The sequence below is a fragment of the Pseudomonas sp. CCNWLW23 genome (assembly GCF_037095675.1).
In the GTDB taxonomy this organism is placed as follows: domain Bacteria; phylum Pseudomonadota; class Gammaproteobacteria; order Pseudomonadales; family Pseudomonadaceae; genus Aquipseudomonas; species Aquipseudomonas atacamensis.
Map to the genome: position 1 here is coordinate 236,772 of NZ_JBAWKM010000001.1, position 22,180 is coordinate 258,951.

The following is a 22,180-nucleotide window of genomic DNA, read 5'->3' on the forward strand; positions in this document are numbered from 1 at the left end:
ATACCGATCGGCTATATACCAAGTTATAAGTCTCAGGAGCGCGGCGCATAGGCGAAGACGTCGGCGCGCATCTGATGCGCATCCATCCCCGCCTCGACCAGCGCGTCCAGCGTGCCATAGACCATCGCCGGCGAACCGCTGGCATAGACGTGCAGCGGCTTCAGATCGGGGAAATCCTCGCAAACCGCCTCGTGCAACATCCCGCAGCGCCCTTCCCAGCCGCACTGGTCGCTGACCACTTTGTGCAGGAACAGATTGGGCAGCTTCAGCCATTCGTCCCAGTGCTCGATCTGATAGAAATCTTCCGGGCGGCGTACGCCCCAATACAGATGCACTGGATGTTTGAAGCCTTCGGCTCGGCAATGTTCGATCAGACTGTGAATCTGGCCCATGCCGGTGCCGGCGGCGATCAACACCAGAGGACCGTCGGGTAGCTCCGCAAGATGTGTGTCGCCAAAGGGCAGCTCGACACGCACCATCGGGTTGCGTTGCAGCTGCTCGATCAGGCTCAACGCACTGGTTTCGCGCGCCAGCACATGGATTTCCAGATCACGTCCGCCGTGGGGTGCCGAAGCCATGGAGAACGCCGACTTCTCACCGCTCTCGCGCTCGATCATCAAATATTGCCCAGCGTGATAGCGCGGCGGCTTGCCTGCTGGTGCCCGCAGGCGCACGCGCCAGGTGTCGCCGCCGACCTCGCGGCACTCGATGACCTGACACGACAGGCTGCGCACCGGCAATTCACCGAGTGCGAGCACGCCATCCCACAACAGCACGCAGTCTTCCAGCGGTGCGGCGATGCAGGTGTAGAACTCGCCATGATCGTGGACTTTGCCGGCCTGCTCGACGCGGCCCTCCACCAGCAGCGCTGCACACACGTGGCAATTGCCGTTGCGGCAGCTTTGCGGGCAGTCATAGCCCAAGCGCCGCGCACCGTCGAGAATCCGCTCACCGGGCTGTATCTCGAGCACGGCTCCGGAAGGCTGCAGGGTTACACGCATCAATCTATTCCTAACTGATTCCAGATGGCATCGATCCGTTGGGTGACGGCGTCGTCCTTGACGATTACGCGGCCCCACTCGCGGGTGGTTTCGCCCGGCCACTTGTGGGTGGCATCCAGGCCCATTTTCGAGCCCAGGCCGGAAATCGGCGAGGCGAAGTCGAGGTAGTCGATCGGCGTGTTGTCGATCATCACCGTATCGCGCTTGGGGTCCATGCGCGTGGTGATGGCCCAGATCACGTCGTTCCAGTCGCGGGCGTTGATATCGTCGTCAGTGACGATAACGAACTTGGTGTACATGAACTGTCGCAAAAACGACCAGACGCCGAGCATCACGCGCTTGGCATGCCCCGGATACGACTTCTTCATCGTCACCACGGCCATGCGGTACGAGCAGCCTTCCGGCGGCAGGTAGAAGTCGGTGATTTCCGGGAACTGCTTCTGCAGGATCGGCACGAACACTTCGTTCAGCGCCACGCCGAGAATCGCCGGCTCATCCGGCGGACGGCCGGTGTAAGTGCTGTGATAGATCGGTTTGATCCGGTGGGTGATGCGCTCGACGGTGAACACCGGGAAGCTGTCGACTTCGTTGTAGTAACCGGTGTGGTCGCCATACGGACCTTCGTCGGCCATTTCGCCGGGATGGATCACGCCTTCGAGGATGATTTCGGCGGTGGCCGGCACTTGCAGATCGTTGCCACGGCACTTGACCAGCTCGGTGCGGTTACCGCGCAAGAGCCCTGCAAAAGCATATTCCGAGAGGCTGTCCGGTACCGGCGTCACGGCACCGAGAATCGTTGCCGGATCGGCGCCAAGGGCTACGGACACCGGGAAAGGCTGACCCGGATGCTTCTCGCACCACTCGCGGAAGTCGAGAGCACCGCCACGATGGCTGAGCCAGCGCATGATCACCTTGTTGCGGCCAATCACTTGCTGGCGGTAGATACCGAGGTTCTGGCGTTCCTTGTTCGGGCCTTTGGTGACCGTCAGTCCCCAAGTGATCAGTGGGCCGACGTCGCCGGGCCAGCAGGTCTGCACCGGCAACATCGCCAGATCGACGTCGTCGCCTTCGATGACCACTTCCTGACACACCGCGTCTTTGACCACTTTCGGCGCCATCGAAATGATCTTGCGGAAGATCGGCAGTTTCGACCAGGCGTCCTTCAAGCCCTTCGGCGGCTCCGGCTCCTTGAGAAAGGCCAGCAGCTTGCCGATTTCGCGCAGTTCGCTGACCGACTCGGCGCCCATGCCCATGGCCACGCGCTCGGGGGTGCCGAACAGGTTGCCGAGCACCGGAATGTCGTAACCGGTGGGCTTCTCGAACAACAATGCCGGGCCTTTGGCCCGCAGCGTGCGGTCGCACACCTCAGTCATCTCCAGCACCGGCGAGACGGGAATCTGGATGCGTTTCAACTCTCCGCGCTGCTCAAGCTGCTGCACGAAATCCCGAAGATCCTTGAATTTCATTGACGATGGCACCCTCAAAATAGGCGTACATCCTACCTGCTCTGAGGAGCAAACAGCAGCCCGTCATTGCTCGATTGTGGCCCCCGCGCTGCGGCGAAGGCGCAGGCCTCGAACTCGGGAGTACGCTGCCGACGCCGCAAAATCGGCCCATCAACAGATATCCGTGATGGGCGCGAGATTTTTCGGGGCAAAAAAAACGCCCCCTTGCGGGAGCGTCCTTTGTTGAAACGCCAGCGTATTACTTGCGTTTCATCGACAAGAAGAACTCGTCGTTGGTCTTGGTCGTCTTCAGCTTGTCGACCAGGAACTCGATGGCGGCGACTTCGTCCATCGGGTGCAGCAGCTTGCGCAGAATCCACATGCGCTGCAGTTCGTCGTCGGCGGTCAGCAACTCTTCGCGGCGGGTGCCGGAGCGGTTGATGTTGATGGCCGGGAACACACGCTTCTCGGCGATCTTGCGATCCAGAGGCAGTTCCATGTTGCCGGTACCCTTGAACTCTTCGTAGATCACTTCGTCCATCTTCGAGCCGGTTTCAACCAGCGCGGTGGCGATAATGGTCAGCGAGCCGCCTTCTTCGATGTTACGCGCGGCACCGAAGAAACGCTTCGGCTTCTCGAGGGCGTGGGCATCGACACCACCGGTCAATACCTTGCCGGAGCTCGGGATCACGGTGTTGTAGGCACGGGCCAGACGGGTGATGGAATCGAGCAGGATCACCACGTCTTTCTTGTGCTCGACCAGGCGCTTGGCCTTCTCGATCACCATTTCAGCAACCTGCACGTGACGGGTCGGCGGCTCGTCAAAGGTCGAGGCAACCACTTCGCCGCGCACGGTGCGCTGCATTTCGGTCACTTCTTCCGGACGCTCGTCGATCAACAGCACGATCAGGTGAACTTCAGGATTGTTACGGGCGATGTTCGCTGCGATGTTCTGCAGCATGATCGTTTTACCGGCTTTCGGCGGTGCGACGATCAGACCACGCTGGCCTTTGCCGATCGGTGCACACAGGTCGATCACGCGACCGGTGAGGTCTTCGGTGGAACCGTTGCCGGCTTCCATCTTCATGCGCACCGTCGGGAACAGCGGCGTCAGGTTCTCGAAGAGAATCTTGTTTTTCGCGTTCTCCGGACGATCGAAGTTGATCGTGTCGACCTTGAGCAGGGCGAAATACCGCTCGCCTTCCTTCGGAGGGCGGATCTTGCCAACGATGGTGTCACCGGTGCGCAAGTTGAAGCGGCGGATCTGGCTCGGCGAGACGTAGATGTCGTCAGGGCCGGCGAGGTAGGAGGCGTCTGCGGAGCGCAGGAAGCCGAAGCCGTCCTGGAGAATCTCCAGCACGCCATCACCGGAGATTTCCTCGCCGCTTTTCGCGTGCTTTTTCAGCAGGGAGAAAATCACGTCCTGCTTGCGCGAACGGGCCATATTTTCTATGCCCATCTGTTCGGCCAATTCGAGCAGTTCGGTAATCGGCTTTTGCTTGAGTTCAGTCAGATTCATATAGGAATGACGTAATCATTTATGGAGGGGGGGAAATTAAGCTTTTGGCTTAATGAGGCCGCGCCGCGGAGAAGGCGACAGGATCGCGAACTAATTCGAAAAGGAGTGCGTCGGCGACGGCTAGCAGGGGGCATTGGAGAAACCAGTGCGGGGCCGAATGTACCACCTGAGTTTCGGAGCGTCTAGCCCTGAATACGCAAAAAGCCCCGCGATTTGCGGGGCTTTTTTTCAGCGTTTTACTGCGACGCTCAGATGTTGGCGTCGAGGAACGCCGCCAGCTGCGACTTCGACAGTGCGCCGACCTTGGTCGCTTCAACGTTGCCGTTCTTGAACAGCATCAGCGTCGGGATACCACGCACGCCATGCTTGGCCGGGGTTTCCTGGTTTTCGTCGATGTTCAGTTTGGCGACGGTCAGCTTGCCTTTGTAAATCTCGGCAATCTCGTCCAGAACCGGTGCGATCATTTTGCAAGGGCCGCACCATTCAGCCCAGTAGTCGACCAGGACAGCGCCTTCGGCCTTGAGTACGTCGGCTTCGAAGCTAGCGTCGCTAACGTGTTTGATCAGATCGCTGCTCATGGAATTCTCCAGGTTGTAAGCAAAAAAACGTGGCCCATCATAGCCGCCCTTCCCTTGTTCAGGAAGCCGCAGATGATTGAGTGTTGCTATGGCCCTTGATGAGTTTGGATATAGCTCAAGTCACGCCGTGGCGGGAGCGATGAAGGCGATTCCGGTACGCAGGGCGGCGTTGCGCACATGTTCCTGCATGGCTTTTTGCGCTGCTCCCGACGCACGGCGGGCCAGGGCACGGAGGATCTTGCGGTGTTCCTGCCAGGTTTCCATGGCGCGCTCGGCGCGGATGAACGGCAGTTTCTGGCTCTCGAGAAAGATCTCGGCGCTGGCGGTGAGAATGCTCAGCATCGCCTGATTACCGCTGGCAAGAAGGATGCGTCGGTGGAATTCGAAGTCGAGTTTCGCCGCTGCCTCAAAGTCGCCGAGCTTCAATTGCTCGCGCATGGCCGCAACGTTGTCTTCCAGCGCATCCAGATCGAACGTGCTCAACGTCACTGCCGCCAAACCTGCTGCAAACCCTTCGAGCGCATAGCGCAATTGAAAGATATCCAGCGGCGATGCCTGCGCCGCAAACGACCAGCCTGGCGCGTTGTCGCCGCGCGACAATTCGACCGGCGACTGCACGAACACGCCCTTGCCCGGCTGAATGCTGACCACGCCCAGTGCACTGAGCGACGACAGCGCTTCACGCAACGATGCCCGACTGACGCCCAGTTGCAGCGCCAGATCCCGTTGCGAAGGCAACGCGTCGCCGGCACCGAAGCCCTGTTCGGTGATCAGTTTGCGGATCGCTTGCAGCGCCACTTCGGGTACGGCGCGGGAGATCGAATTCATGATGTGCGGACGCGTCAGGGCCAAGATGCGGCTAGTTGTAAAGCTATTCGTCGAGTCCGGCAAGTCGTGCCCCAGCGGGGTTCGGCGCGCACTGCCGATGCGCCATCGCAGTGCGAAAACCGAGTTGACTGTTCAGACCAGTAAGACCGAACGAAGCCGCTGGTGCCGCGGCTTGCCGGGGCGAAATCCGCCTGTTGGCACGGCCCATGCTCTGTCCGATCGCAGCAACCACTTCCCGCCGATCCGGAGATTGTCCATGACCCAGCGTTACAGCGCCCTCCTCGCTTCCCTGTTTGCCGGCCTGCTGCTGTGCCAGGCCCCCGCTCACGCCGACGGTCTGGACGACGTGGTCAAACGCGGCACGCTGAAAGTTGCCGTGCCCCAGGACTTCCCGCCGTTCGGCTCGGTCGGCCCGGACATGAAGCCGCGCGGCCTGGATATCGACACGGCGAAACTGCTCGCTGACCAACTCAAGGTCAAACTTGAACTGACCCCGGTCAACAGCACCAACCGCATCCCGTTCCTCACCACCGGCAAAGTCGATCTGGTGATTTCCAGCCTCGGCAAAAACCCCGAGCGTGAGAAAGTCATCGACTTCTCCCGCGCCTATGCGCCGTTCTACCTCGCCGTGTTCGGCCCGCCAGACGCTGCGATCACCAGCCTCGACGACCTCAAGGGCAAGACCATCAGCGTCACCCGTGGCGCCATCGAAGACATCGAGCTGAGCAAAGTCGCCCCCGAAGGCGTGACCATCAAACGTTTCGAAGACAACAACTCGACCATCGCCGCTTATCTGGCAGGGCAAGTCGATCTGATCGCCAGCGGCAACGTGGTGATGGTGGCCATCAGCGAGAAGAATCCCAAGCGCGTGCCGGCGCTGAAGGTGAAGCTCAAGGATTCGCCGGTCTACGTCGGTGTGAACAAGAACGAAGCGGCGCTGCTGACCAAGGTCAACGACATCCTCAACACCGCCAAGGCTGACGGCGCACTGGAAAAGAACTCGCAGACCTGGCTGAAAGAGCCGCTGCCGGCCGATCTCTGATCGACTGCGCGGGAGACCTTCATGGCTTATCAGTTCGATTTTTTGCCGGTGGTGGAAAACACCGACCTGCTGCTGCGCGGCGCTTTGTTCACGCTGGAGCTGACCGCCATCGGCGCGCTGCTCGGGGTCGGCGTCGGGATTGTCGGGGCGCTGGTGCGGGCGTGGCAGATCCGCCCGTTCTCGGCGATCTTCGGCGTCTACGTCGAGTTGATCCGCAACACGCCGTTTCTGGTGCAACTGTTCTTCATCTTCTTCGGCCTGCCGTCGCTCGGCGTGCAGATTTCCGAATGGCAGGCGGCGGTGCTGGCGATGGTGATCAACCTTGGCGCCTATTCGACCGAGATCATCCGCGCCGGCATCCAGGCGATTCCGCGCGGGCAGCTGGAAGCGGCAGCGGCACTGGCGATGACCCGCTTCGAAGCGTTCCGCCACGTCGTCCTGCTGCCGGCGCTGGGCAAGGTCTGGCCGGCGCTGAGCAGCCAGATCATCATTGTCATGCTCGGTTCGGCGGTGTGTTCGCAGATCGCCACGGAAGAATTGAGCTTCGCCGCCAACTTCATTCAGTCACGCAACTTCCGCGCCTTTGAAACCTACGCGCTGACTACCCTGATCTACCTGTGCATGGCGCTGCTGATCCGCCAATTGCTCAACTGGTTCGGCCGGCGGTTCATTGCGAGGAGCAGCCAATGAGCGATTTCACTTTCTGGGACATCCTGCGCAACCTGCTCACCGGCCTGCAATGGACGCTGGCGCTGTCGCTGGTGGCATTCATCGGCGGCGGCCTCGTCGGCCTGCTGATTCTGGTGATGCGCATCTCCAAGAACACGCTGCCCAGCAGCATCGCCCGCACCTGGATCGAGCTGTTTCAGGGCACGCCACTGTTGATGCAGCTGTTTCTGGTGTTCTTCGGTGTGGCGCTGGCCGGGATCGAGATTTCGCCGTGGATGGCCGCCGCGATCGCTTTGACCTTGTTCACCAGCGCCTATCTGGCGGAGATCTGGCGCGGTTGCGTCGAGGCTATTCCCCACGGTCAGTGGGAAGCTTCGTCGAGCCTGGCGCTCAATCCGCTGGAGCAGTTGCGCTACGTGATCCTGCCGCAAGCGCTGCGCATCGCCGTGGCGCCGACCGTGGGCTTCTCGGTGCAAGTGGTCAAAGGCACAGCGGTGACCTCGATCATCGGCTTCACCGAACTGACCAAGACCGGCGGCATGCTCGCCAACGCCACGTTCGAACCGTTCATGGTCTACGGCCTCGTCGCCCTCGGCTACTTCCTGCTCTGCTACCCCTTGTCCCTCAGTGCGCGCTACCTGGAAAGGAGACTGCATGCCTCTGCTTAGAATTTCCGCCCTGCATAAATACTACGGCGATCACCACGTACTCAAAGGCATCGACCTCAGCGTCGAGGAAGGCCAGGTCGTGGCGATCATCGGCCGCAGCGGCTCGGGCAAATCGACTCTGTTGCGCACACTCAACGGCCTGGAGTCGATCAACGACGGCGTGATCGAAGTCGACGGCGAATACCTCGACGCCGCCCGCGCTGATCTGCGCAGCCTGCGACAGAAGGTCGGCATGGTCTTCCAGCAGTTCAACCTGTTCCCGCACCTGACCGTCGGGGAGAACGTCATGCTCGCGCCGCAAGTGGTGCAAAAAATACCCAAGGCCAAGGCTGCCGAACTGGCGCGGGAAATGCTCGAGCGAGTCGGGCTCGGGGAGAAATTCGATGCCTTTCCGGATCGTCTGTCCGGCGGGCAGCAACAGCGGGTGGCGATCGCCCGGGCTTTGGCGATGTCGCCGAAGGTGCTGCTGTGCGATGAAATCACCTCGGCGCTGGACCCTGAGCTGGTCAATGAAGTGCTCAGCGTGGTGCGGCAATTGGCCAAGGAAGGCATGACGCTGATCATGGTCACCCACGAGATGCGCTTTGCCCGGGAAGTCGGCGACAAACTGGTGTTCATGCACCATGGCAAGGTGCATGAGGTGGGCGATCCAAAGGTGTTGTTTGCCAATCCGCAGACGGCCGAGCTGGCGAACTTTATTGGCACGGTGGAAGCGACAGCCTGAAGATTTTCTGAGGCAGTGATGCCCTCTTCGCGAGCAGGCTCGCTCCCACAGGGGAATGCGCTCATCTGTGGGAGCGAGCCTGCTCGCGAATGGCCGCGCCGCGATCCCCAGACTTTCTGCGCTGAATCAACGGTTTGAACCATGCGCGTTGGCGCCAGCGTTTGATCGTGGCACGATGTCGGGGTTATCGACCGAGACCCCCTGACCATGCCGCAATCCCAAGCCAAGAATCTGTCCCTGATCGCCGCAATCGACCTGGGCTCCAACAGCTTTCACATGGTCGTGGCCAAGGCCCAGAACGGCGAAATCCGCATTCTCGAACGCCTCGGCGAGAAGGTGCAACTGGCCGCCGGCATCGATGACGCGCGCCAGCTCAACGAAGAATCGATGCAGCGCGGCCTCGATTGCCTCAAGCGCTTTGCCCAACTGATCAACGGTATGCCGCTCGGCGCCGTGCGCATCGTCGGCACCAACGCCCTGCGTGAAGCGCGCAATCGTGGCGAATTCATCCGCCGCGCCGAAGAAATCCTCGGCCACACGGTAGAAGTCATCTCCGGCCGTGAAGAAGCGCGCCTGATCTATCTCGGCGTTTCGCACACGCTCGCCGATACCCCAGGCAAACGTTTGGTCGCCGACATCGGCGGCGGCAGTACTGAATTCATCATCGGCCAGCGCTTCGAGCCGTTGCTGCGCGAAAGCCTGCAAATGGGCTGCGTGAGTTTCACCCAGCGCTATTTCAAGGACGGCAAGATCACTCCGGCCCGCTACGCCCAGGCTTACACGGCGGCGCGCCTGGAAATCATGAGCATCGAGCACGCCCTGCATCGCCTGACCTGGGATGAAGCCATCGGCTCCTCCGGTACGATTCGCGCCATCGGCCTGGCCCTGAAGGCTGGCGGCCACGGCAGCGGCGAGGTCAACGCCGAAGGCCTGGCGTGGCTCAAGCGCAAACTGTTCAAGCTCGGCGACGCCGACAAGATCGATTTCGAAGGCATCAAGCCTGACCGCCGCGCGATCTTCCCGGCGGGCCTGGCGATTCTCGAAGCGATCTTCGACGCCCTCGAACTGCAACGCATGGATCATTGTGAAGGCGCGCTGCGTGAAGGCGTGCTCTACGACCTGCTCGGCCGCCATCATCACGAAGACGTGCGCGAACGCACCCTGACCTCGCTGATGGAGCGCTATCACGTCGATCTGGAACAGGCGGCGCGGGTCGAGCGCAAGGCCCTGCACGCGTTCGATCAGGTCGCCGTCGACTGGGAGCTGGATGACGGTATCTGGCGCGAACTGCTCGGCTGGGCGGCGAAAGTGCACGAAGTCGGCCTCGACATCGCTCACTATCACTACCACAAGCACGGTGCCTACCTGATCGAGCACTCCGATCTGGCCGGCTTCTCGCGAGAAGATCAGCAGATGCTCGCGCTATTGGTGCGCGGGCACCGGCGCAATATTCCCAAGGACAAGTTCGCCGAATTCGGCGATGACGGCATCAAGCTGATTCGCCTGTGCGTGCTGCTGCGGTTCGCCATTCTGTTCCATCACATTCGCGGAACCCAGGCGATGCCGCAGGTGGCGCTGCATGCGAGTGGCGATCATCTCGATGTGGAATTCCCGGAGAACTGGCTGGATGAAAATCAGCTGACCCAGGCGGATTTCGGGCTTGAGGCGGACTGGTTGACGCGGGTGGGGATTGTTCTCACGGTGCATTGACACTGATTGTGGCGAGGGGATTTATCCCCGCTGGCCTGCGCAGCAGGACCGATTTTGACTCAAGGGATCGCTTCGCGCCCAACGGGGATAAATCCCCTCGCCACAGGTCGGAATCAGTGTAGGTACAAAAAAGGCGATCCCGAGGGATCGCCTTTTTATTGGGCTGAAGGTCAGCTGCTCACCGGCAATATCGGGCTGCCCAGCCGCTCCAGCAACGTCGCCTGCGCACTGCGCGGGTTCTGGTTTCCGGTGGGCGTGTTGCGAATGTAGCGGCCGTCCGACTGCAGACTCCAGCTGTGGGTGTTGTCGGTCAGGTACAGCTCCAGCTCCTTCTTGACCCGAGTCAGCAATTTCTTGCCTTCCACCGGGAAGCAGGTCTCGACGCGCTTGTCGAGGTTGCGCTCCATCCAGTCGGCGCTGGAGAGGAACATCTGCTCGTCGCCGCCGTTGAGGAAGTAGAACACCCGCGTGTGCTCGAGGAAGCGGCCGATGATCGAGCGCACATGAATGTTGTGCGAAACCCCAGCGATGCCCGGACGCAGGCAGCACATGCCGCGCACCACCAGATCGATGCGCACGCCGGACTGGCTGGCCTTGTACAGCGCGCGGATGATCTTCGGATCGGTCAGCGAGTTGAACTTGGCGATGATGTGCGCCGGTTTGCCTTCGAGGGCGAACTGGGTTTCGCGGGCAATCATGTCGAGCATGCCCTTCTTCAGGGTGAACGGCGCATGCAGCAGCTTTTTCATGCGCAGCGTCTTGCCCATGCCGATCAACTGGCTGAACAGTTTGCCGACGTCTTCGCACAAAGCGTCGTCGGAGGTCAGCAGGCTGTAGTCGGTGTAAAGCTTGGCGTTACCGGCGTGGTAGTTGCCGGTACCGAGGTGCGCGTAGCGGACGATTTCGCCAGCCTCACGGCGCAGGATCAGCATCATCTTGGCGTGGGTTTTGAAGCCGACCACGCCGTAGATCACCACCGCACCGGCCGCTTGCAGACGGCTGGCCAGTTGCAGGTTGGATTCTTCGTCGAAGCGCGCGCGCAGCTCGATCACCGCAGTGACTTCCTTGCCGTTACGCGCGGCATCCACCAGCGCATCGACGATCTCGGAGTTGGCGCCGGAGCGGTACAGGGTTTGCCGTACGGCGAGCACGTGCGGGTCTTTCGCGGCCTGACGCAGCAGGTCGACCACCGGGGTGAACGACTCGAACGGGTGCAGCAGGAGGATGTCCTGCTTGCTGACCACACTGAAGATGTTTTCGCTGTTTTGCAGCAGTTTCGGGATCTGCGGGGTGAACGGCGTGTATTGCAGCTCCGGATGGCTGTCCAGACCGGTGATGCTGAACAGGCGCGTCAGGTTGACCGGGCCGTTGACCTGATACAGCTCGGTCTCGCTCAGGTTGAACTGCTTGAGCAGATAGTCCGAGAGGTGTTTCGGGCAAGTGTCGGCGACTTCCAGACGCACCGCGTCACCGTAGCGCCGCGAGAACAACTCGCCACGCAGAGCGCGGGCCAAGTCTTCGACATCTTCGGAATCGAGCGCCAGGTCGGCGTTTCGGGTCAGACGGAACTGGTAGCAGCCTTTGACCTTCATGCCCTGGAACAGGTCATCGGCGTGGGCGTGGATCATCGACGACAGGAACACATAGTTGTCGCCGGCGCCGCCGACTTCTTCCGGCACCTTGATGATCCGGGGCAGCAGACGCGGCGCCGGAATGATCGCCAGACCGGAGTCGCGACCGAAGGCGTCGATGCCTTCGAGCTCGACGATGAAGTTCAGGCTCTTGTTCACCAGCAGCGGGAACGGGTGCGTCGGGTCGAGGCCGATCGGGGTGATGATCGGCGCGATCTCGTCGCGGAAATAGCGGCGGACCCAGGTCTTGAGCTTGGTCGTCCAGTTGCGCCGACGGATGAAGCGCACCTGATGCTTTTCCAGCTCCGGCAGGAGGATGTCGTTGAGGATCGCGTACTGGCGGTCAACGTGACCGTGAACCAGTTCGCTGATCCGCGCCAGCGCCTGATGCGGCTGCAAGCCGTCAGCGCCGGCCTGTTCGCGGGCAAAAGTGATCTGCTTTTTCAGCCCGGCGACGCGAATTTCGAAGAATTCGTCGAGGTTGCTGGAGAAGATCAGCAGGAACTTCAGCCGCTCCAGCAACGGGTAGGACTCGTCCAGCGCCTGTTCCAGCACGCGGATGTTGAACTGCAATTGCGAAAGCTCGCGGTGGATGTACAGGCTGCTGTCATCCAGGCCGGGAATGGCGATCGCCGGTACCGCCACAGCGGTTTCGGCAACCGGCGCGGGTGGCGCAGGCTCCAGTTCCGGCGGGGTTTCGGTGATTTGCTCGACCACCGGCTGAGCTTCTTTTACGGCAACTTCAGTGAGTCCTTCGGTATTCATGGAATGTTCCTGGGAGGGCTATTTCTGCTCTCGTAACAATTGAGCGGCACGAACGGCAAAGTAAGTCAGGATGCCATCTGCACCGGCACGTTTAAAGGCGGTCAGTGACTCGAGGATCACCGCTTCGCTCAACCAGCCATTCTGGATAGCGGCCATGTGCATGGCGTATTCGCCACTGACCTGATAGACGAAGGTCGGCACCTTGAAGGCATCTTTGACGCGAAAAAGAATGTCCAGGTAGGGCATGCCCGGCTTGACCATGACCATGTCCGCACCTTCGGACAAGTCGGCACCGACTTCGTGCAGCGCTTCGTCGCTGTTGGCCGGGTCCATCTGATAAGAAGCCTTGTTGGCCTTGCCGAGGTTCGACGCCGAACCCACAGCATCGCGGAAAGGCCCGTAGTAGGCGCTGGCATACTTGGCCGAGTAGGCCATGATGCGCACGTTGACGTGACCTGCAATTTCCAGGGCCTCACGAATCGCCTGGATGCGACCGTCCATCATGTCCGACGGCGCCACCACCTGCGCGCCGGCTTCGGCATGGGACAGCGCCTGACGCACCAGCGCATCGACAGTGATGTCGTTCTGCACGTAGCCGTCTTCGTCGAGAATGCCGTCCTGACCGTGGGTGGTGAACGGATCCAGCGCGACGTCAGTGATCACCCCCAGCTCCGGGAACCGCTCACGCAGGGCGCGAGTGGCGCGCTGGGCGATGCCTTCGGGATTCCACGCTTCGGCGGCATCGAGGGATTTCAGCTCAGGCGGGGTGACCGGGAACAGCGCCAGCGCCGGAATGCCCAGCTCGACCCATTTCGCCGCTTCTTCAAGCAGCAGATCAATGGTCAGTCGCTCGACGCCCGGCATCGAGGCCACGGCTTCGCGGCGGTTTTCACCGTCGAGCACGAACACCGGCAGAATCAGATCATCGACCGTCAATACGTTTTCACGCACCAGGCGCCGCGAAAAATCATCACGACGATTGCGGCGCAGACGAGTGGCAGGGAACAGACGATTGGCGGGGGTAAAGCTCACGGCAGACTCCTGAGCCCGGGCAAACGGGCGAGCGTGACAGTTATAGACGGCCATTATGACCAACAGATGACAGTTATGTGTGCTCTGTGACAGGTAGCCGCAATCCATTGTCGATGTAGGAAATGTTCACGTCGAGACACATTTGGACACTTTCATGAATGTGCCCGAAGGGTTAGGCTGCGCGTTCATTTCGCCAGCACCCAGACAATGCTCCAACAATTTCTGCACGACTTTGGCTACTTTGCCTTGTTTCTCGGCACGTTCTTCGAAGGCGAAACCATTCTGGTGCTCGCAGGCTTCCTTGCGTTCCGTGGATACATGGACATCAACCTGGTGGTGGTCGTGGCGTTCTTCGGCAGTTATGCCGGTGATCAGCTGTGGTACTTCCTGGGGCGCAAGCACGGGCGCAAATTGCTTGCGCGCAAACCGCGCTGGCAGATGATGGGCGACCGCGCACTGGAGCACATCCGTAAACATCCGGACATCTGGGTCCTGAGCTTCCGCTTCGTTTATGGCCTGCGCACCGTGATGCCGGTGGCGATCGGCCTGTCCGGTTATCCACCGGGACGTTACCTGCTGCTCAACGGCATCGGCGCGGCGATCTGGGCCACCGCCCTGGCTGCGGCGGCTTACCACTTCGGCGCAGTGCTGGAAGGCATGCTCGGCAGCATCAAGAAGTACGAGCTGTGGGTGCTCGGCGCATTGCTGATCCTCGGGCTGGGCCTGTGGCTGCGGCGCCGCTTCAAGAATGCGCAACTGGCGAAGAAAATCTATCAGGACGAGCAACTCGCCAAGGCCGCCGAGGCAGAGCAGTTGCGCCAGGCCGAAACGACCCCTCCTGCCGGGCCGAAAACGCCAGCCGAATAAGCCATTCGCTGGCGACTGCCATGCGCAGCCCAGGCAAATAATGAACACCCCGCCGCCGTTGCGATCCATTGAGAGAGCGCTCTGCCCCCGCGCGCGTCAGCCATGCCCCTATGGCCACGCGCGACGATTTGAGGGACATTGAGCGCCATGAATCTGGAGAGAAGCCCATGAGCAAAAAAGTTGCAGTGATCCTGTCCGGCAGTGGCGTGTACGACGGCGCCGAAATCCAGGAAAGTGTCATCACCCTGCTGCGCCTCGACCAGCGCGGCGCACAGGTGCAGTGCTTCGCGCCGAACATCGCGCAATTGCATGTGATCAACCACCTGACCGGCGAAGAAATGCCGGAATCGCGCAACGTGCTGGTGGAATCGGCGCGCATTGCCCGGGGCAACGTCAAGGATATCCGCGACGCCGACGTCGAAGACTTCGATGCGCTGATCGTGCCCGGCGGTTTCGGCGCGGCGAAGAACCTGTCGAACTTCGCCATCGAAGGCGCCCGCTGCACCGTGCAACCCGAAGTGCTGGCCCTGGCCGAAGCATTTGCCGAAGCGGGCAAACCGGTCGGGCTGATCTGCATCTCTCCGGCGCTGGCGGCGAAAATCTATGGCCCGGGCGTGACCTGCACCATCGGCAACGACGCCGACACCGCTGCGGCCATGAACAAGATGGGCGCCACCCACGAAGAGTGCGCCGTCACCGAAATCGTCGAAGACAAGGCGCGCAAACTGGTCACCACCCCGGCGTACATGCTGGCGCAGACCATCAGTGAAGCGGCTTCGGGGATCAACAAACTGGTCGACCGCGTGCTCGAACTGACTCACGAAAACGACGCTTGATCCCTCGCCGTAGATGAAACCAAATGTGGGAGCGAGCTTGCTCGCGAATGCGTTGTATCAGCCAACATCAGGTTGAATGACACACAGATTTCGCGAGCAGGCTCGCTCCCACAGCGATTGTGCAAGACTCAGGGCTTGCGGGTGAGCCGGGTCAGAATCCGGTCCAGCGCATTGGCAAACGCCTGCTTCTCACGCTCGCCAAAGGGTGCCGGGCCGCCGCTCATCTGGCCCTGCTCCCTGAGATCGGTGAACAGATTCCGCACCGCCAGCCGCTCGCCCATGTTCTGCGCATCGAACTCCTTGCCGCGCGGATCCAGTGCCGCCACGCCCTTCTTCACCAGCCGATCGGCCAGCGGAATATCGCTGCAGATCACCAGTTCGCCCGGCACGGCGTGCTCGACCAGATAATCATCCGCCGCATCCGGCCCGCTCGGCACCACGATCAATTTGACGATCGCCAGCCCCGGCTTGATCTGTGGCTGCCCGGCCACCAGCACTACTTCGAACTGGCGCTTTAACGCGAATTTCACCACCAGATCCTTCGCCGCCCGTGGACAGGCGTCGGCATCGATCCATACACGCATGTTCTTGCCTCCAAAAAATTCGCGAGCAGACTCGCTCCCACAGGATACATACCGAACCTGTGGGAGCGAGCCTGCTCGCGAATATGAGCGCAGCGAATGCCTTTATGCAGCCGACACCCGACGCTTCTCCGCCACCCAACTACGCCCATACAGCACAGCAATCGCCACAATCGCCACCACCTGCGCGGTCAGCGAATAGGCATCGGCATGGATCCCCAGCCAGTCGAATTCAAAGAACGCGACCGGCCGTGTGCCGAAGATTCCCGCCTCCTGCAAGGCCTTGACGCCATGCCCGGCAAATACCACCGACAACGCGCACAACAGCGCGGCGTTGATGCTGAAGAACAGCGTCAGCGGCAGTTTCGCCGAGCCGCGCAGGATCACCCAGGCCAGACCGACCAGCAGCACCAGCGCCGTGGCGCCGCCGGCCAGCACGGCGTTGTGCCCGGCAGGCCCGGCCTGCAGCCACAGAGTTTCGTAGAACAGGATCACTTCAAACAACTCGCGATAGACCGAGAAGAACGCTAGGATCGCAAAACCGAAACGACCACCGCCGCCGACCAGGCTGCTCTTGATGTAATCCTGCCAGGCCGCCGCGTGACGGCGGTCATGCATCCACACGCCGAGCCACAACACCATGACGCTGGCGAACAGCGCGGTGGCGCCTTCCAGCAACTCACGCTGCGAACCGCTGACGTCGATCACATACGCCGCCAGCGCCCAGGTGCCCAAGCCCGCCAGCAAGGCCAGGCCCCAGCCAACGTTGACACTGCGAACGGCCGATTGCTGGCCGGTGTTGCGCAAGAAGGCGAGGATCGCCGCCAGCACCAGAATCGCTTCCAGGCCTTCGCGCAGCAGAATCAGCAGGCCGGAGATGTAGCTCAGCGACCAGCTCAGACCATCGCTGCCCAGCAGGCCAGCAGATTCCTTGAGTTTGGCCTTGGCCGCGTCGAGACGCTGTTCGGCCTGTTCGACCGGCAGACCGTCCTGCAGCGACTGCCGGTAAGCCATCAGCGATTTTTCGGTGTCCTTGCGCACGTTGGCATCGACGTTGTCCAGCGAGCTTTCGACCAGCTCGAAGCCTTCCAGATATGCCGCTACCGACAGGTCATAGGCCTGATCATGTTCCCCGGCGCGGTAGGCCGCGAGGCTCTTGTCCAGCGTGGCGGCAGTGTAATCAAGCAACTGTGCCGGACCACGTTTGACCTGCGGCGGTTGTGCGCGCTGGGCCCGGAACGTTGCCGCGACCTCTGCGCCCTCGGCAGCCTGCACCTCGGCCGGGGTCTGCCGGGCCAGGTCGGCGATGTTGTAGACCTTGTCGGACTTGGCGGCCGCCGCATCGGCACTGAAGCCGGCGATGTAGGTGGCCAGATCCCAGCGCTGGCGATCATCGAGCTGATCGGCAAACGCCGGCATGTCGGTGCCTTCGACACCCTGGCCGAGGGTGCTGTAGATCGCGTACAGACTCAGGTGATCCATGCGCACAGCGTCGCGCAGGTTGGCTGGCGCGGGAGTCAGACCTAGGCCGGCCGGGCCGTCGCCGGCACCTGTATCGCCGTGGCACACCGAGCAGTTCTGCGCATACAACGGCGCACCGCGTGTCGGGTCCGGGGTGATGATCGGCGCCTGGCTGACTTCATAAGCCACCGCCAGTTTGGCCCCCAGCTGTCGGGCCTGACGGGCGACATCAACACCGTCATGCTTCGCAGCGATGGCGGCGTGCAAAGACTCGACGCCCTGTTCCAGCGCGGCTTTTTCCGGTTTGGCCGGCAATGCAGTAATCAAGCCTTGCAGAACCTGGGTGAATTCCAGCTGCTCGCGGTATTCGCCATCGTCGATGACTTTGCCTGCCGCGACCGTCGGCGGGTAATCGGCACTGATGTAATCGAGCAGGTGCAACGCTTGCGGCGCGCCTTCCACGGTATCGGCCAGCAGCGGCAGGCTGCTCAGGGACAATAACGGGAACAGCAGCCAGGCCAGCAATCGGGACGAGGCAGTCATGAACGAATCTCAAATGGAAATGCGAAGTTACATATTGTTCACTTCGAAGACATTTCTCTCAAGCTTTGTCGGCGTTTCGCTTTGATTGGCAGGAAATACCCGGCAGACGGCAGCAGCGTTTGTCGCCGAGTATTGCCGCACTACCCGCTGCCGATCGAGCCTCGACACGTTCGATCAAGATCACAGCCATTTGCCACCATCCACTTTATACTGCCCGCCCCAGAGCATTTGCGCGCAAGGAATCAACCTCAATGCGGAGTCTTCCGTTCGTTTTGCTGCTTTGCGTTGCTGTTCAGTTGAGCGGTTGTGCCGCCTATCGCAACTACGATCTTGAAATGCAGCAGACCACCGAGCAAATGACCCGGGGCAATCTGACCGGGGCTCTGGCACTGGTGGAAATGAACAACCCGTGGGAAGACAAGGATCTGCTGTACTACCTGGAAAAAGGCGCGATCCTCAGCGCTGGCAGTGCCCTGCCCGACAGCCAGGACGCCTGGCGCAATGCCGACCGGATGATCTTCCAGCGCGAGGAAGCCAACCCGTCCGGCGCGATGAAATTACTGGCGCGTTTCGGTGATGAAATGGGCACGATGCTGGTCAACGACAAGCTGCGGCGCTATGAAGGCTACGATTACGAAAAGGTCATGTTGACTACGCAAATGGCCTTGAACCAGCTATCCGTCAATGACTTTGCCGGCGCCCGCGCAGACATCAGGAAAACCCACGAACGCGAAGCATTGATCGCCCGCCAGCGTGAAAAGCAATACGAAGCGGCCGAGGAACAGGCAAAAGCTCAGGGCAAGATTCTCCAGTACAAAGAACTGGAAGGCTACCCGGTCGCCTTGCTTGATGCGCCGCAGGTCGTTGAGCTGAAAAACGGCTACCAAAGTGCGTTCAGCCACTATCTGGCCGGATTCACCTATGAAGCCCTCGGCGAACGCGCCCTCGCGGCGGCCGGTTATCGTCAGGCGATCGAACTGCGGCCGGACATGCCCTTGCTGCAAAAGGCCCTGCGCAATCTCGACAAACCGCAAGCGAAAGCCGATGAAAGCGATGTGTTGCTGATTATCCAGAGTGGCCTGGCCCCGGCTCGCAGCTCAGTGCAAGTGCCGATCCCGGTTCGTCTGAACGAAACGCTGGTCATCATTGCGCCCATTTCATTCCCGGTGATGGTGCCGGACGCAGTTACGCCCAACTTCAGCCATATCACCGTAGACGGTCGCAAACAGCCGTTGGTAGTGATCAACAGCGTGACTGACATGTCCATGCGCACACTGCGCGACGACATGCCGCAAATCATCTCGCGGGCGATGTTCCGCGCCAACATGGCCGCCATCGGTCAAGCGCAGGAAAACGAGCGCAACCCGGCGAAAGCCTCGTTGATCGTCACTCAGCATGATCCGTTCGAAGAAGCCGACACCCGCACATGGCGAGCGTTGCCGGACAAGACGCTGGTCGCCCGCCTGCGCTTGAAGAAAGGCCTGCATACCTTCCGTTTTGCGCCTGCGTCCATCGACCACGCTTTTGAAATGCGCGTCGACCAGGACCGCCAGATTCTGCACCTGCGGGTATTCCGGGATCAGGTCTATACCGTCGGATCAGCCTTTGTACCGAATAAAAAACCCACGTCGGATAAACCCGCTTCTGCGGAGAAGTGATGGCACCACATCTGAAAATGCACCCAAAAAGCTATTACATAGCCATCACGCCACGTTTATAATGCCGCGCCCTCGCCCAGCGAGCCGGCATCAAAAGCTCCTCACCCATGAGGAATTGGCAGGAGGCCAGCGCCGCCGTCGATAGGTCACACCAGCCCGACCAGCACACGCGGCTGCAAGTTTTGTTACTCAGGGAAGAAGTACCCATGGCATTCCGCGCTCCCATGCTGCTCGCGCTCAGCGCTGTCACGCTGTTGTCCGGCTGCGCAGCGTTTCGCAACTACGATTCCGAACTGGCCCAGACCAATCAGCAACTGGCTTCCGGCAACGTCGACGCGGCGCTGACCCTGCTGGAAAAGAACAACACCGGCACCGACAAAGACCTGCTCTATTACTTCGAGAAAGGTGAACTGCTGCGCGCCAAGGGCGACCTGTCGGGCAGCCAGAACGCCTGGGGCAGTGCCGATCAGGTGGTCGGTCAGTGGGAAGACGCGGTCAAGCTCGACTCGGCCAAGTACCTGGCACAGTTCGGCAGCTTCATCGTCAACGACAAGGTGCGTCGCTACGAAGGCTATGACTACGAAAAAGTCATGCTGACCACGCAGATGGCCCTGAACCTGTTGGCGGTCAACGATTTCGATGGCGCCCGCACGGCGATCAAAAAGACCCACGAACGCGAAGCGGTGATCGCCGACCTGCGCGACAAGGAATACCTCAAGAGCGAAGAAGAAGCCGAGAAAGAAGGCATCAAGACCCAGTACAAGGATCTGCAGGGTTATCCGGTGGCCAGCCTCGACGCGCCGGAAGTGGTCGGCCTGAAGAACAGCTACCAGAGTGCGTTCAGCCATTACCTGGCCGGTTTCGTTTACGAAGCTTTGGGCGAGAAGGATCTGGCCGCGCCGGGTTATCGCAAGGCTGCCGAACTGCGTCCGAACACGCCGCTGCTCGAGCAGGCGCTGGTCAATCTCGACAAGCCTTCCAAATCCGATGACAGCGACATTCTCATCGTCGTGCAGAGCGGTCTGGCCCCGGCCCGCGACTCGATTCGTGTGCCGCTGCCGCTGCCGATTTCCAACAACGTGGTGATCACTCCGCTGTCGTTCCCGATCATCAAACCGGACACCTCCACCGCGCCTTTCGCGCAGATCGGCGTCGACGGCAAGCAAGTCGACCTGACCGCGCTGAACAGCACCACCGCCATGTCCCGCCGCGCCCTGCGCGATGACATGCCGGGGATCATCGTGCGCACCACCGTGCGCGCAATCACCAAAGGCGTGGCGCAAAAGCAGATCAACGAAACCAACCCGCTGGCCGGTCTCGCCGTGGGTATTTCTTCAGCGGTGCTTGAAGGTGCCGATACCCGTACATGGCGCACCCTGCCGGACAACACGCAAGTGGTGCGTCTGCGCCTGAAAAAAGGTGAGCATCAGGTTACCCTGCCGAGCGCCGTCGGCGGCTCGGTGGTCAAGGTCACTGTCGACCAGCGCTACCAAGTGATCAGCCTGCGTGCCGTGGGCAACCAGGTATTCGCTGGCGGCATCGCTGCTCACGTAATGCCGAGCGCTGCCGCGACCAACGTCGCCAGCCTCAAACAACCTTAAGAACGGAGTCTTTGCAATGCGCTTGAAGATCATCGCCGTCGCCGCCCTCGCCTTGCTGGCAGGCTGCGCCACCCCGCCACCGCCACCGCCGGAGCCGGGCAGCGCCGCGAGCAAAGTCGTGGCCATGGGCCCGCAGAAACACATCGTCGTCGGCGCCATGCGCGTGGCTCGTGAAAACGGCTTCATGACCGTCAACGTGCAGTTGAGCAATACCCTCAACAGCAACAAGATTTTCTACTACCGCTTCGCCTGGCTTGGTGCCGAAGGTTTCCCGGTTGCCGAAGAAGAAGTGTGGAAAAGCCAGATGATGTACGGCGCCCAGACCAGCTTCATTCAGGCCATCGCGCCGACCCCGAAAGCCGTGGATTTCCGTCTGGAAATCAAGACGCCTTAAGCCCGCCACCCTATTTCTGATTGAGAGAGCTTTCTCATGTTTGCACGCTTTTCCTGCATCGCCGTCATCGCCCTGCTCGCCTCCGGTTGCGCCAACACCTCGCCGACCCTGGGCAGCAAGAACATCAGCTACGGCGACACCAAAGCGGTTGAAACCGTGACCAACGAATTCGGTTCGACCGACCTGCAAATGATCGCCGAGTCGATGACCCGCTCGCTGGCCCAGTCCGGCATTCTGCAGGGCCGTCCGGTGGTTCAGGTCTACGATGTGAAGAACAAGACCAGCGAGTACATCGACACCCGCGAAATCACCACCAGCATCAAGACTCAGTTGATGAAGACCGGTGTTGCGCGCTTCGCCAGCGACAACAATGCGATGCAGAGTCAGGTTGACCAGCTCAAGCTGCAAAACCAGAGCGGCCTGTACAAGAAAAGCACCGTGGCCAAGACCGGCAACATGGTTGCCGCCAAGTACCGCATCGAAGGCTCGATCAGCTCGATCGTCAAGCGCAGCAGCGACTACAAGGACGTCTTCTACAAATTCAGCCTGCAGTTGATCGACGTCGAAAGCGGTCTGGCCGAGTGGATGGATGAAAAAGAGATCCGCAAAACCACGGAGCGTTGATCG

At 60.9% G+C, this 22,180-nt stretch carries 20 protein-coding genes; 11 read left to right on the top strand and 9 right to left on the bottom strand.

The genetic code is table 11. The annotated features are described in order from the left end of the window. Positions 1-32: 32 nt before the first annotated feature. The 5 genes from V8J63_RS01100 to V8J63_RS01120 all read right to left on the bottom strand — a co-directional run bounded on the left by V8J63_RS01100 (position 33) and on the right by V8J63_RS01120 (position 5,371). A complete protein-coding gene (locus V8J63_RS01100; RefSeq protein ID WP_101161513.1) occupies positions 33-1,001 on the bottom strand; it encodes a CDP-6-deoxy-delta-3,4-glucoseen reductase in 969 nt (322 codons plus the stop codon). Then, on the bottom strand, positions 1,001-2,467 hold the full coding sequence (gene ubiD, locus V8J63_RS01105; protein WP_039757427.1) for a 4-hydroxy-3-polyprenylbenzoate decarboxylase: 1,467 nt from the start codon (positions 2,465-2,467) through the stop codon (positions 1,001-1,003). The genes V8J63_RS01100 and ubiD overlap by 1 nt, the downstream gene beginning before the upstream one ends. A gap of 238 nt (positions 2,468-2,705) precedes the next feature. After that, a complete protein-coding gene (gene rho / locus V8J63_RS01110; RefSeq protein WP_003229334.1) occupies positions 2,706-3,965 on the bottom strand; it encodes a transcription termination factor Rho in 1,260 nt (419 codons plus the stop codon). Between the two features lie 248 nt (positions 3,966-4,213). Continuing rightward, entirely contained in the window at positions 4,214-4,543 is a 330-nt protein-coding gene (trxA, locus tag V8J63_RS01115) for a thioredoxin TrxA (RefSeq protein ID WP_336463452.1), read from the bottom strand. Positions 4,544-4,663: 120 nt separating this feature from the next. Further along, a complete protein-coding gene (locus V8J63_RS01120) occupies positions 4,664-5,371 on the bottom strand; it encodes a FadR/GntR family transcriptional regulator (RefSeq protein ID WP_073471078.1) in 708 nt (235 codons plus the stop codon). A 256-nt stretch (positions 5,372-5,627) separates the two neighbouring features. Here V8J63_RS01120 and V8J63_RS01125 point away from each other — a divergent pair, with 256 nt between their 5' ends. From V8J63_RS01125 to ppx, 5 genes are all read left to right on the top strand, one after another. Continuing rightward, positions 5,628-6,413: a transporter substrate-binding domain-containing protein gene (locus tag V8J63_RS01125; RefSeq protein ID WP_123441794.1), complete on the top strand. Its 786-nt coding sequence runs from the start codon at positions 5,628-5,630 to the stop codon at positions 6,411-6,413. Positions 6,414-6,434: 21 nt separating this feature from the next. After that, positions 6,435-7,103, top strand: a complete 669-nt coding sequence (locus V8J63_RS01130) for an amino acid ABC transporter permease (protein WP_122612308.1) — start codon at positions 6,435-6,437, stop codon at positions 7,101-7,103. Continuing rightward, positions 7,100-7,750, top strand: coding sequence for an amino acid ABC transporter permease (locus V8J63_RS01135; RefSeq protein ID WP_016772621.1), 651 nt, complete (start codon positions 7,100-7,102; stop codon positions 7,748-7,750). Before V8J63_RS01130 ends, V8J63_RS01135 begins: the two co-directional genes overlap by 4 nt. Beyond that, positions 7,737-8,474 carry an amino acid ABC transporter ATP-binding protein gene (locus V8J63_RS01140; protein ID WP_130926508.1) on the top strand — a complete coding sequence of 246 codons (738 nt, stop codon included), beginning with the start codon at positions 7,737-7,739 and terminating at the stop codon, positions 8,472-8,474. Before V8J63_RS01135 ends, V8J63_RS01140 begins: the two co-directional genes overlap by 14 nt. A 207-nt stretch (positions 8,475-8,681) precedes the next feature. After that, entirely contained in the window at positions 8,682-10,184 is a 1,503-nt protein-coding gene (ppx, locus tag V8J63_RS01145; protein ID WP_076564507.1) for an exopolyphosphatase, read from the top strand. A gap of 170 nt (positions 10,185-10,354) precedes the next feature. On the opposite strand, the gene ppk1 is transcribed toward ppx, so the two are convergent. Both ppk1 and hemB read right to left on the bottom strand, forming a co-directional pair. Continuing rightward, on the bottom strand, positions 10,355-12,580 hold the full coding sequence (gene ppk1 / locus V8J63_RS01150) for a polyphosphate kinase 1 (protein WP_016772619.1): 2,226 nt from the start codon (positions 12,578-12,580) through the stop codon (positions 10,355-10,357). 18 nt (positions 12,581-12,598) lie between these two features. Beyond that, positions 12,599-13,612 carry a porphobilinogen synthase gene (hemB, locus tag V8J63_RS01155; protein WP_041476908.1) on the bottom strand — a complete coding sequence of 338 codons (1,014 nt, stop codon included), beginning with the start codon at positions 13,610-13,612 and terminating at the stop codon, positions 12,599-12,601. Between the two features lie 207 nt (positions 13,613-13,819). Here hemB and V8J63_RS01160 point away from each other — a divergent pair, with 207 nt between their 5' ends. Both V8J63_RS01160 and elbB read left to right on the top strand, forming a co-directional pair. Next, a complete protein-coding gene (locus tag V8J63_RS01160; protein ID WP_016772617.1) occupies positions 13,820-14,479 on the top strand; it encodes a DedA family protein in 660 nt (219 codons plus the stop codon). A gap of 167 nt (positions 14,480-14,646) precedes the next feature. Beyond that, the gene (gene elbB, locus V8J63_RS01165; protein WP_336463453.1) at positions 14,647-15,315 is read left to right on the top strand and encodes an isoprenoid biosynthesis glyoxalase ElbB; all 669 of its coding nucleotides are present in this window, start codon (positions 14,647-14,649) and stop codon (positions 15,313-15,315) included. Positions 15,316-15,443: 128 nt separating this feature from the next. Here elbB and V8J63_RS01170 read toward each other — a convergent pair whose 3' ends face one another. Next, positions 15,444-15,899: a YaiI/YqxD family protein gene (locus V8J63_RS01170; RefSeq protein ID WP_042607095.1), complete on the bottom strand. Its 456-nt coding sequence runs from the start codon at positions 15,897-15,899 to the stop codon at positions 15,444-15,446. A 102-nt stretch (positions 15,900-16,001) separates the two neighbouring features. After that, positions 16,002-17,900, bottom strand: coding sequence for an FTR1 family protein (locus V8J63_RS01175; RefSeq protein WP_125925388.1), 1,899 nt, complete (start codon positions 17,898-17,900; stop codon positions 16,002-16,004). A 251-nt stretch (positions 17,901-18,151) separates the two neighbouring features. Here V8J63_RS01175 and V8J63_RS01180 point away from each other — a divergent pair, with 251 nt between their 5' ends. The 4 genes from V8J63_RS01180 (at position 18,152) to lpoB (ending at position 22,177) form a co-directional block, all read left to right on the top strand. Further along, the gene (locus V8J63_RS01180) at positions 18,152-19,558 is read left to right on the top strand and encodes a COG3014 family protein (protein WP_125925387.1); all 1,407 of its coding nucleotides are present in this window, start codon (positions 18,152-18,154) and stop codon (positions 19,556-19,558) included. Between the two features lie 206 nt (positions 19,559-19,764). Next, positions 19,765-21,159 (top strand): COG3014 family protein, encoded by a 1,395-nt coding sequence (locus tag V8J63_RS01185; protein ID WP_016772612.1) that lies wholly within the window; start codon positions 19,765-19,767, stop codon positions 21,157-21,159. 16 nt (positions 21,160-21,175) lie between these two features. Continuing rightward, positions 21,176-21,553, top strand: coding sequence for a YcfL family protein (locus tag V8J63_RS01190; protein WP_336463454.1), 378 nt, complete (start codon positions 21,176-21,178; stop codon positions 21,551-21,553). A 36-nt stretch (positions 21,554-21,589) separates the two neighbouring features. Further along, entirely contained in the window at positions 21,590-22,177 is a 588-nt protein-coding gene (gene lpoB, locus V8J63_RS01195; RefSeq protein ID WP_016772610.1) for a penicillin-binding protein activator LpoB, read from the top strand. Positions 22,178-22,180: the final 3 nt, after the last annotated feature.

Bases quoted from the DNA above. Each gene is read 5' to 3' on its own strand.
- V8J63_RS01180 (WP_125925387.1), top strand. From the start codon at position 18,152: ATGCGGAGTCTTCCGTTCGTTTTGCTGCTTTGCGTTGCTGTTCAGTTG.
- V8J63_RS01175 (WP_125925388.1), bottom strand. From the start codon at position 17,900: ATGACTGCCTCGTCCCGATTGCTGGCCTGGCTGCTGTTCCCGTTATTG.
- V8J63_RS01140 (WP_130926508.1), top strand. From the start codon at position 7,737: ATGCCTCTGCTTAGAATTTCCGCCCTGCATAAATACTACGGCGATCAC.
- V8J63_RS01190 (WP_336463454.1), top strand. From the start codon at position 21,176: ATGCGCTTGAAGATCATCGCCGTCGCCGCCCTCGCCTTGCTGGCAGGC.
- elbB (WP_336463453.1), top strand. From the start codon at position 14,647: ATGAGCAAAAAAGTTGCAGTGATCCTGTCCGGCAGTGGCGTGTACGAC.
- lpoB (WP_016772610.1), top strand. From the start codon at position 21,590: ATGTTTGCACGCTTTTCCTGCATCGCCGTCATCGCCCTGCTCGCCTCC.
- V8J63_RS01185 (WP_016772612.1), top strand. From the start codon at position 19,765: ATGGCATTCCGCGCTCCCATGCTGCTCGCGCTCAGCGCTGTCACGCTG.
- ppx (WP_076564507.1), top strand. From the start codon at position 8,682: ATGCCGCAATCCCAAGCCAAGAATCTGTCCCTGATCGCCGCAATCGAC.
- V8J63_RS01170 (WP_042607095.1), bottom strand. From the start codon at position 15,899: ATGCGTGTATGGATCGATGCCGACGCCTGTCCACGGGCGGCGAAGGAT.
- V8J63_RS01130 (WP_122612308.1), top strand. From the start codon at position 6,435: ATGGCTTATCAGTTCGATTTTTTGCCGGTGGTGGAAAACACCGACCTG.
- V8J63_RS01125 (WP_123441794.1), top strand. From the start codon at position 5,628: ATGACCCAGCGTTACAGCGCCCTCCTCGCTTCCCTGTTTGCCGGCCTG.
- V8J63_RS01100 (WP_101161513.1), bottom strand. From the start codon at position 1,001: ATGCGTGTAACCCTGCAGCCTTCCGGAGCCGTGCTCGAGATACAGCCC.
- V8J63_RS01135 (WP_016772621.1), top strand. From the start codon at position 7,100: ATGAGCGATTTCACTTTCTGGGACATCCTGCGCAACCTGCTCACCGGC.
- trxA (WP_336463452.1), bottom strand. From the start codon at position 4,543: ATGAGCAGCGATCTGATCAAACACGTTAGCGACGCTAGCTTCGAAGCC.
- V8J63_RS01160 (WP_016772617.1), top strand. From the start codon at position 13,820: ATGCTCCAACAATTTCTGCACGACTTTGGCTACTTTGCCTTGTTTCTC.
- V8J63_RS01120 (WP_073471078.1), bottom strand. From the start codon at position 5,371: ATGAATTCGATCTCCCGCGCCGTACCCGAAGTGGCGCTGCAAGCGATC.
- ppk1 (WP_016772619.1), bottom strand. From the start codon at position 12,580: ATGAATACCGAAGGACTCACTGAAGTTGCCGTAAAAGAAGCTCAGCCG.
- ubiD (WP_039757427.1), bottom strand. From the start codon at position 2,467: ATGAAATTCAAGGATCTTCGGGATTTCGTGCAGCAGCTTGAGCAGCGC.
- rho (WP_003229334.1), bottom strand. From the start codon at position 3,965: ATGAATCTGACTGAACTCAAGCAAAAGCCGATTACCGAACTGCTCGAA.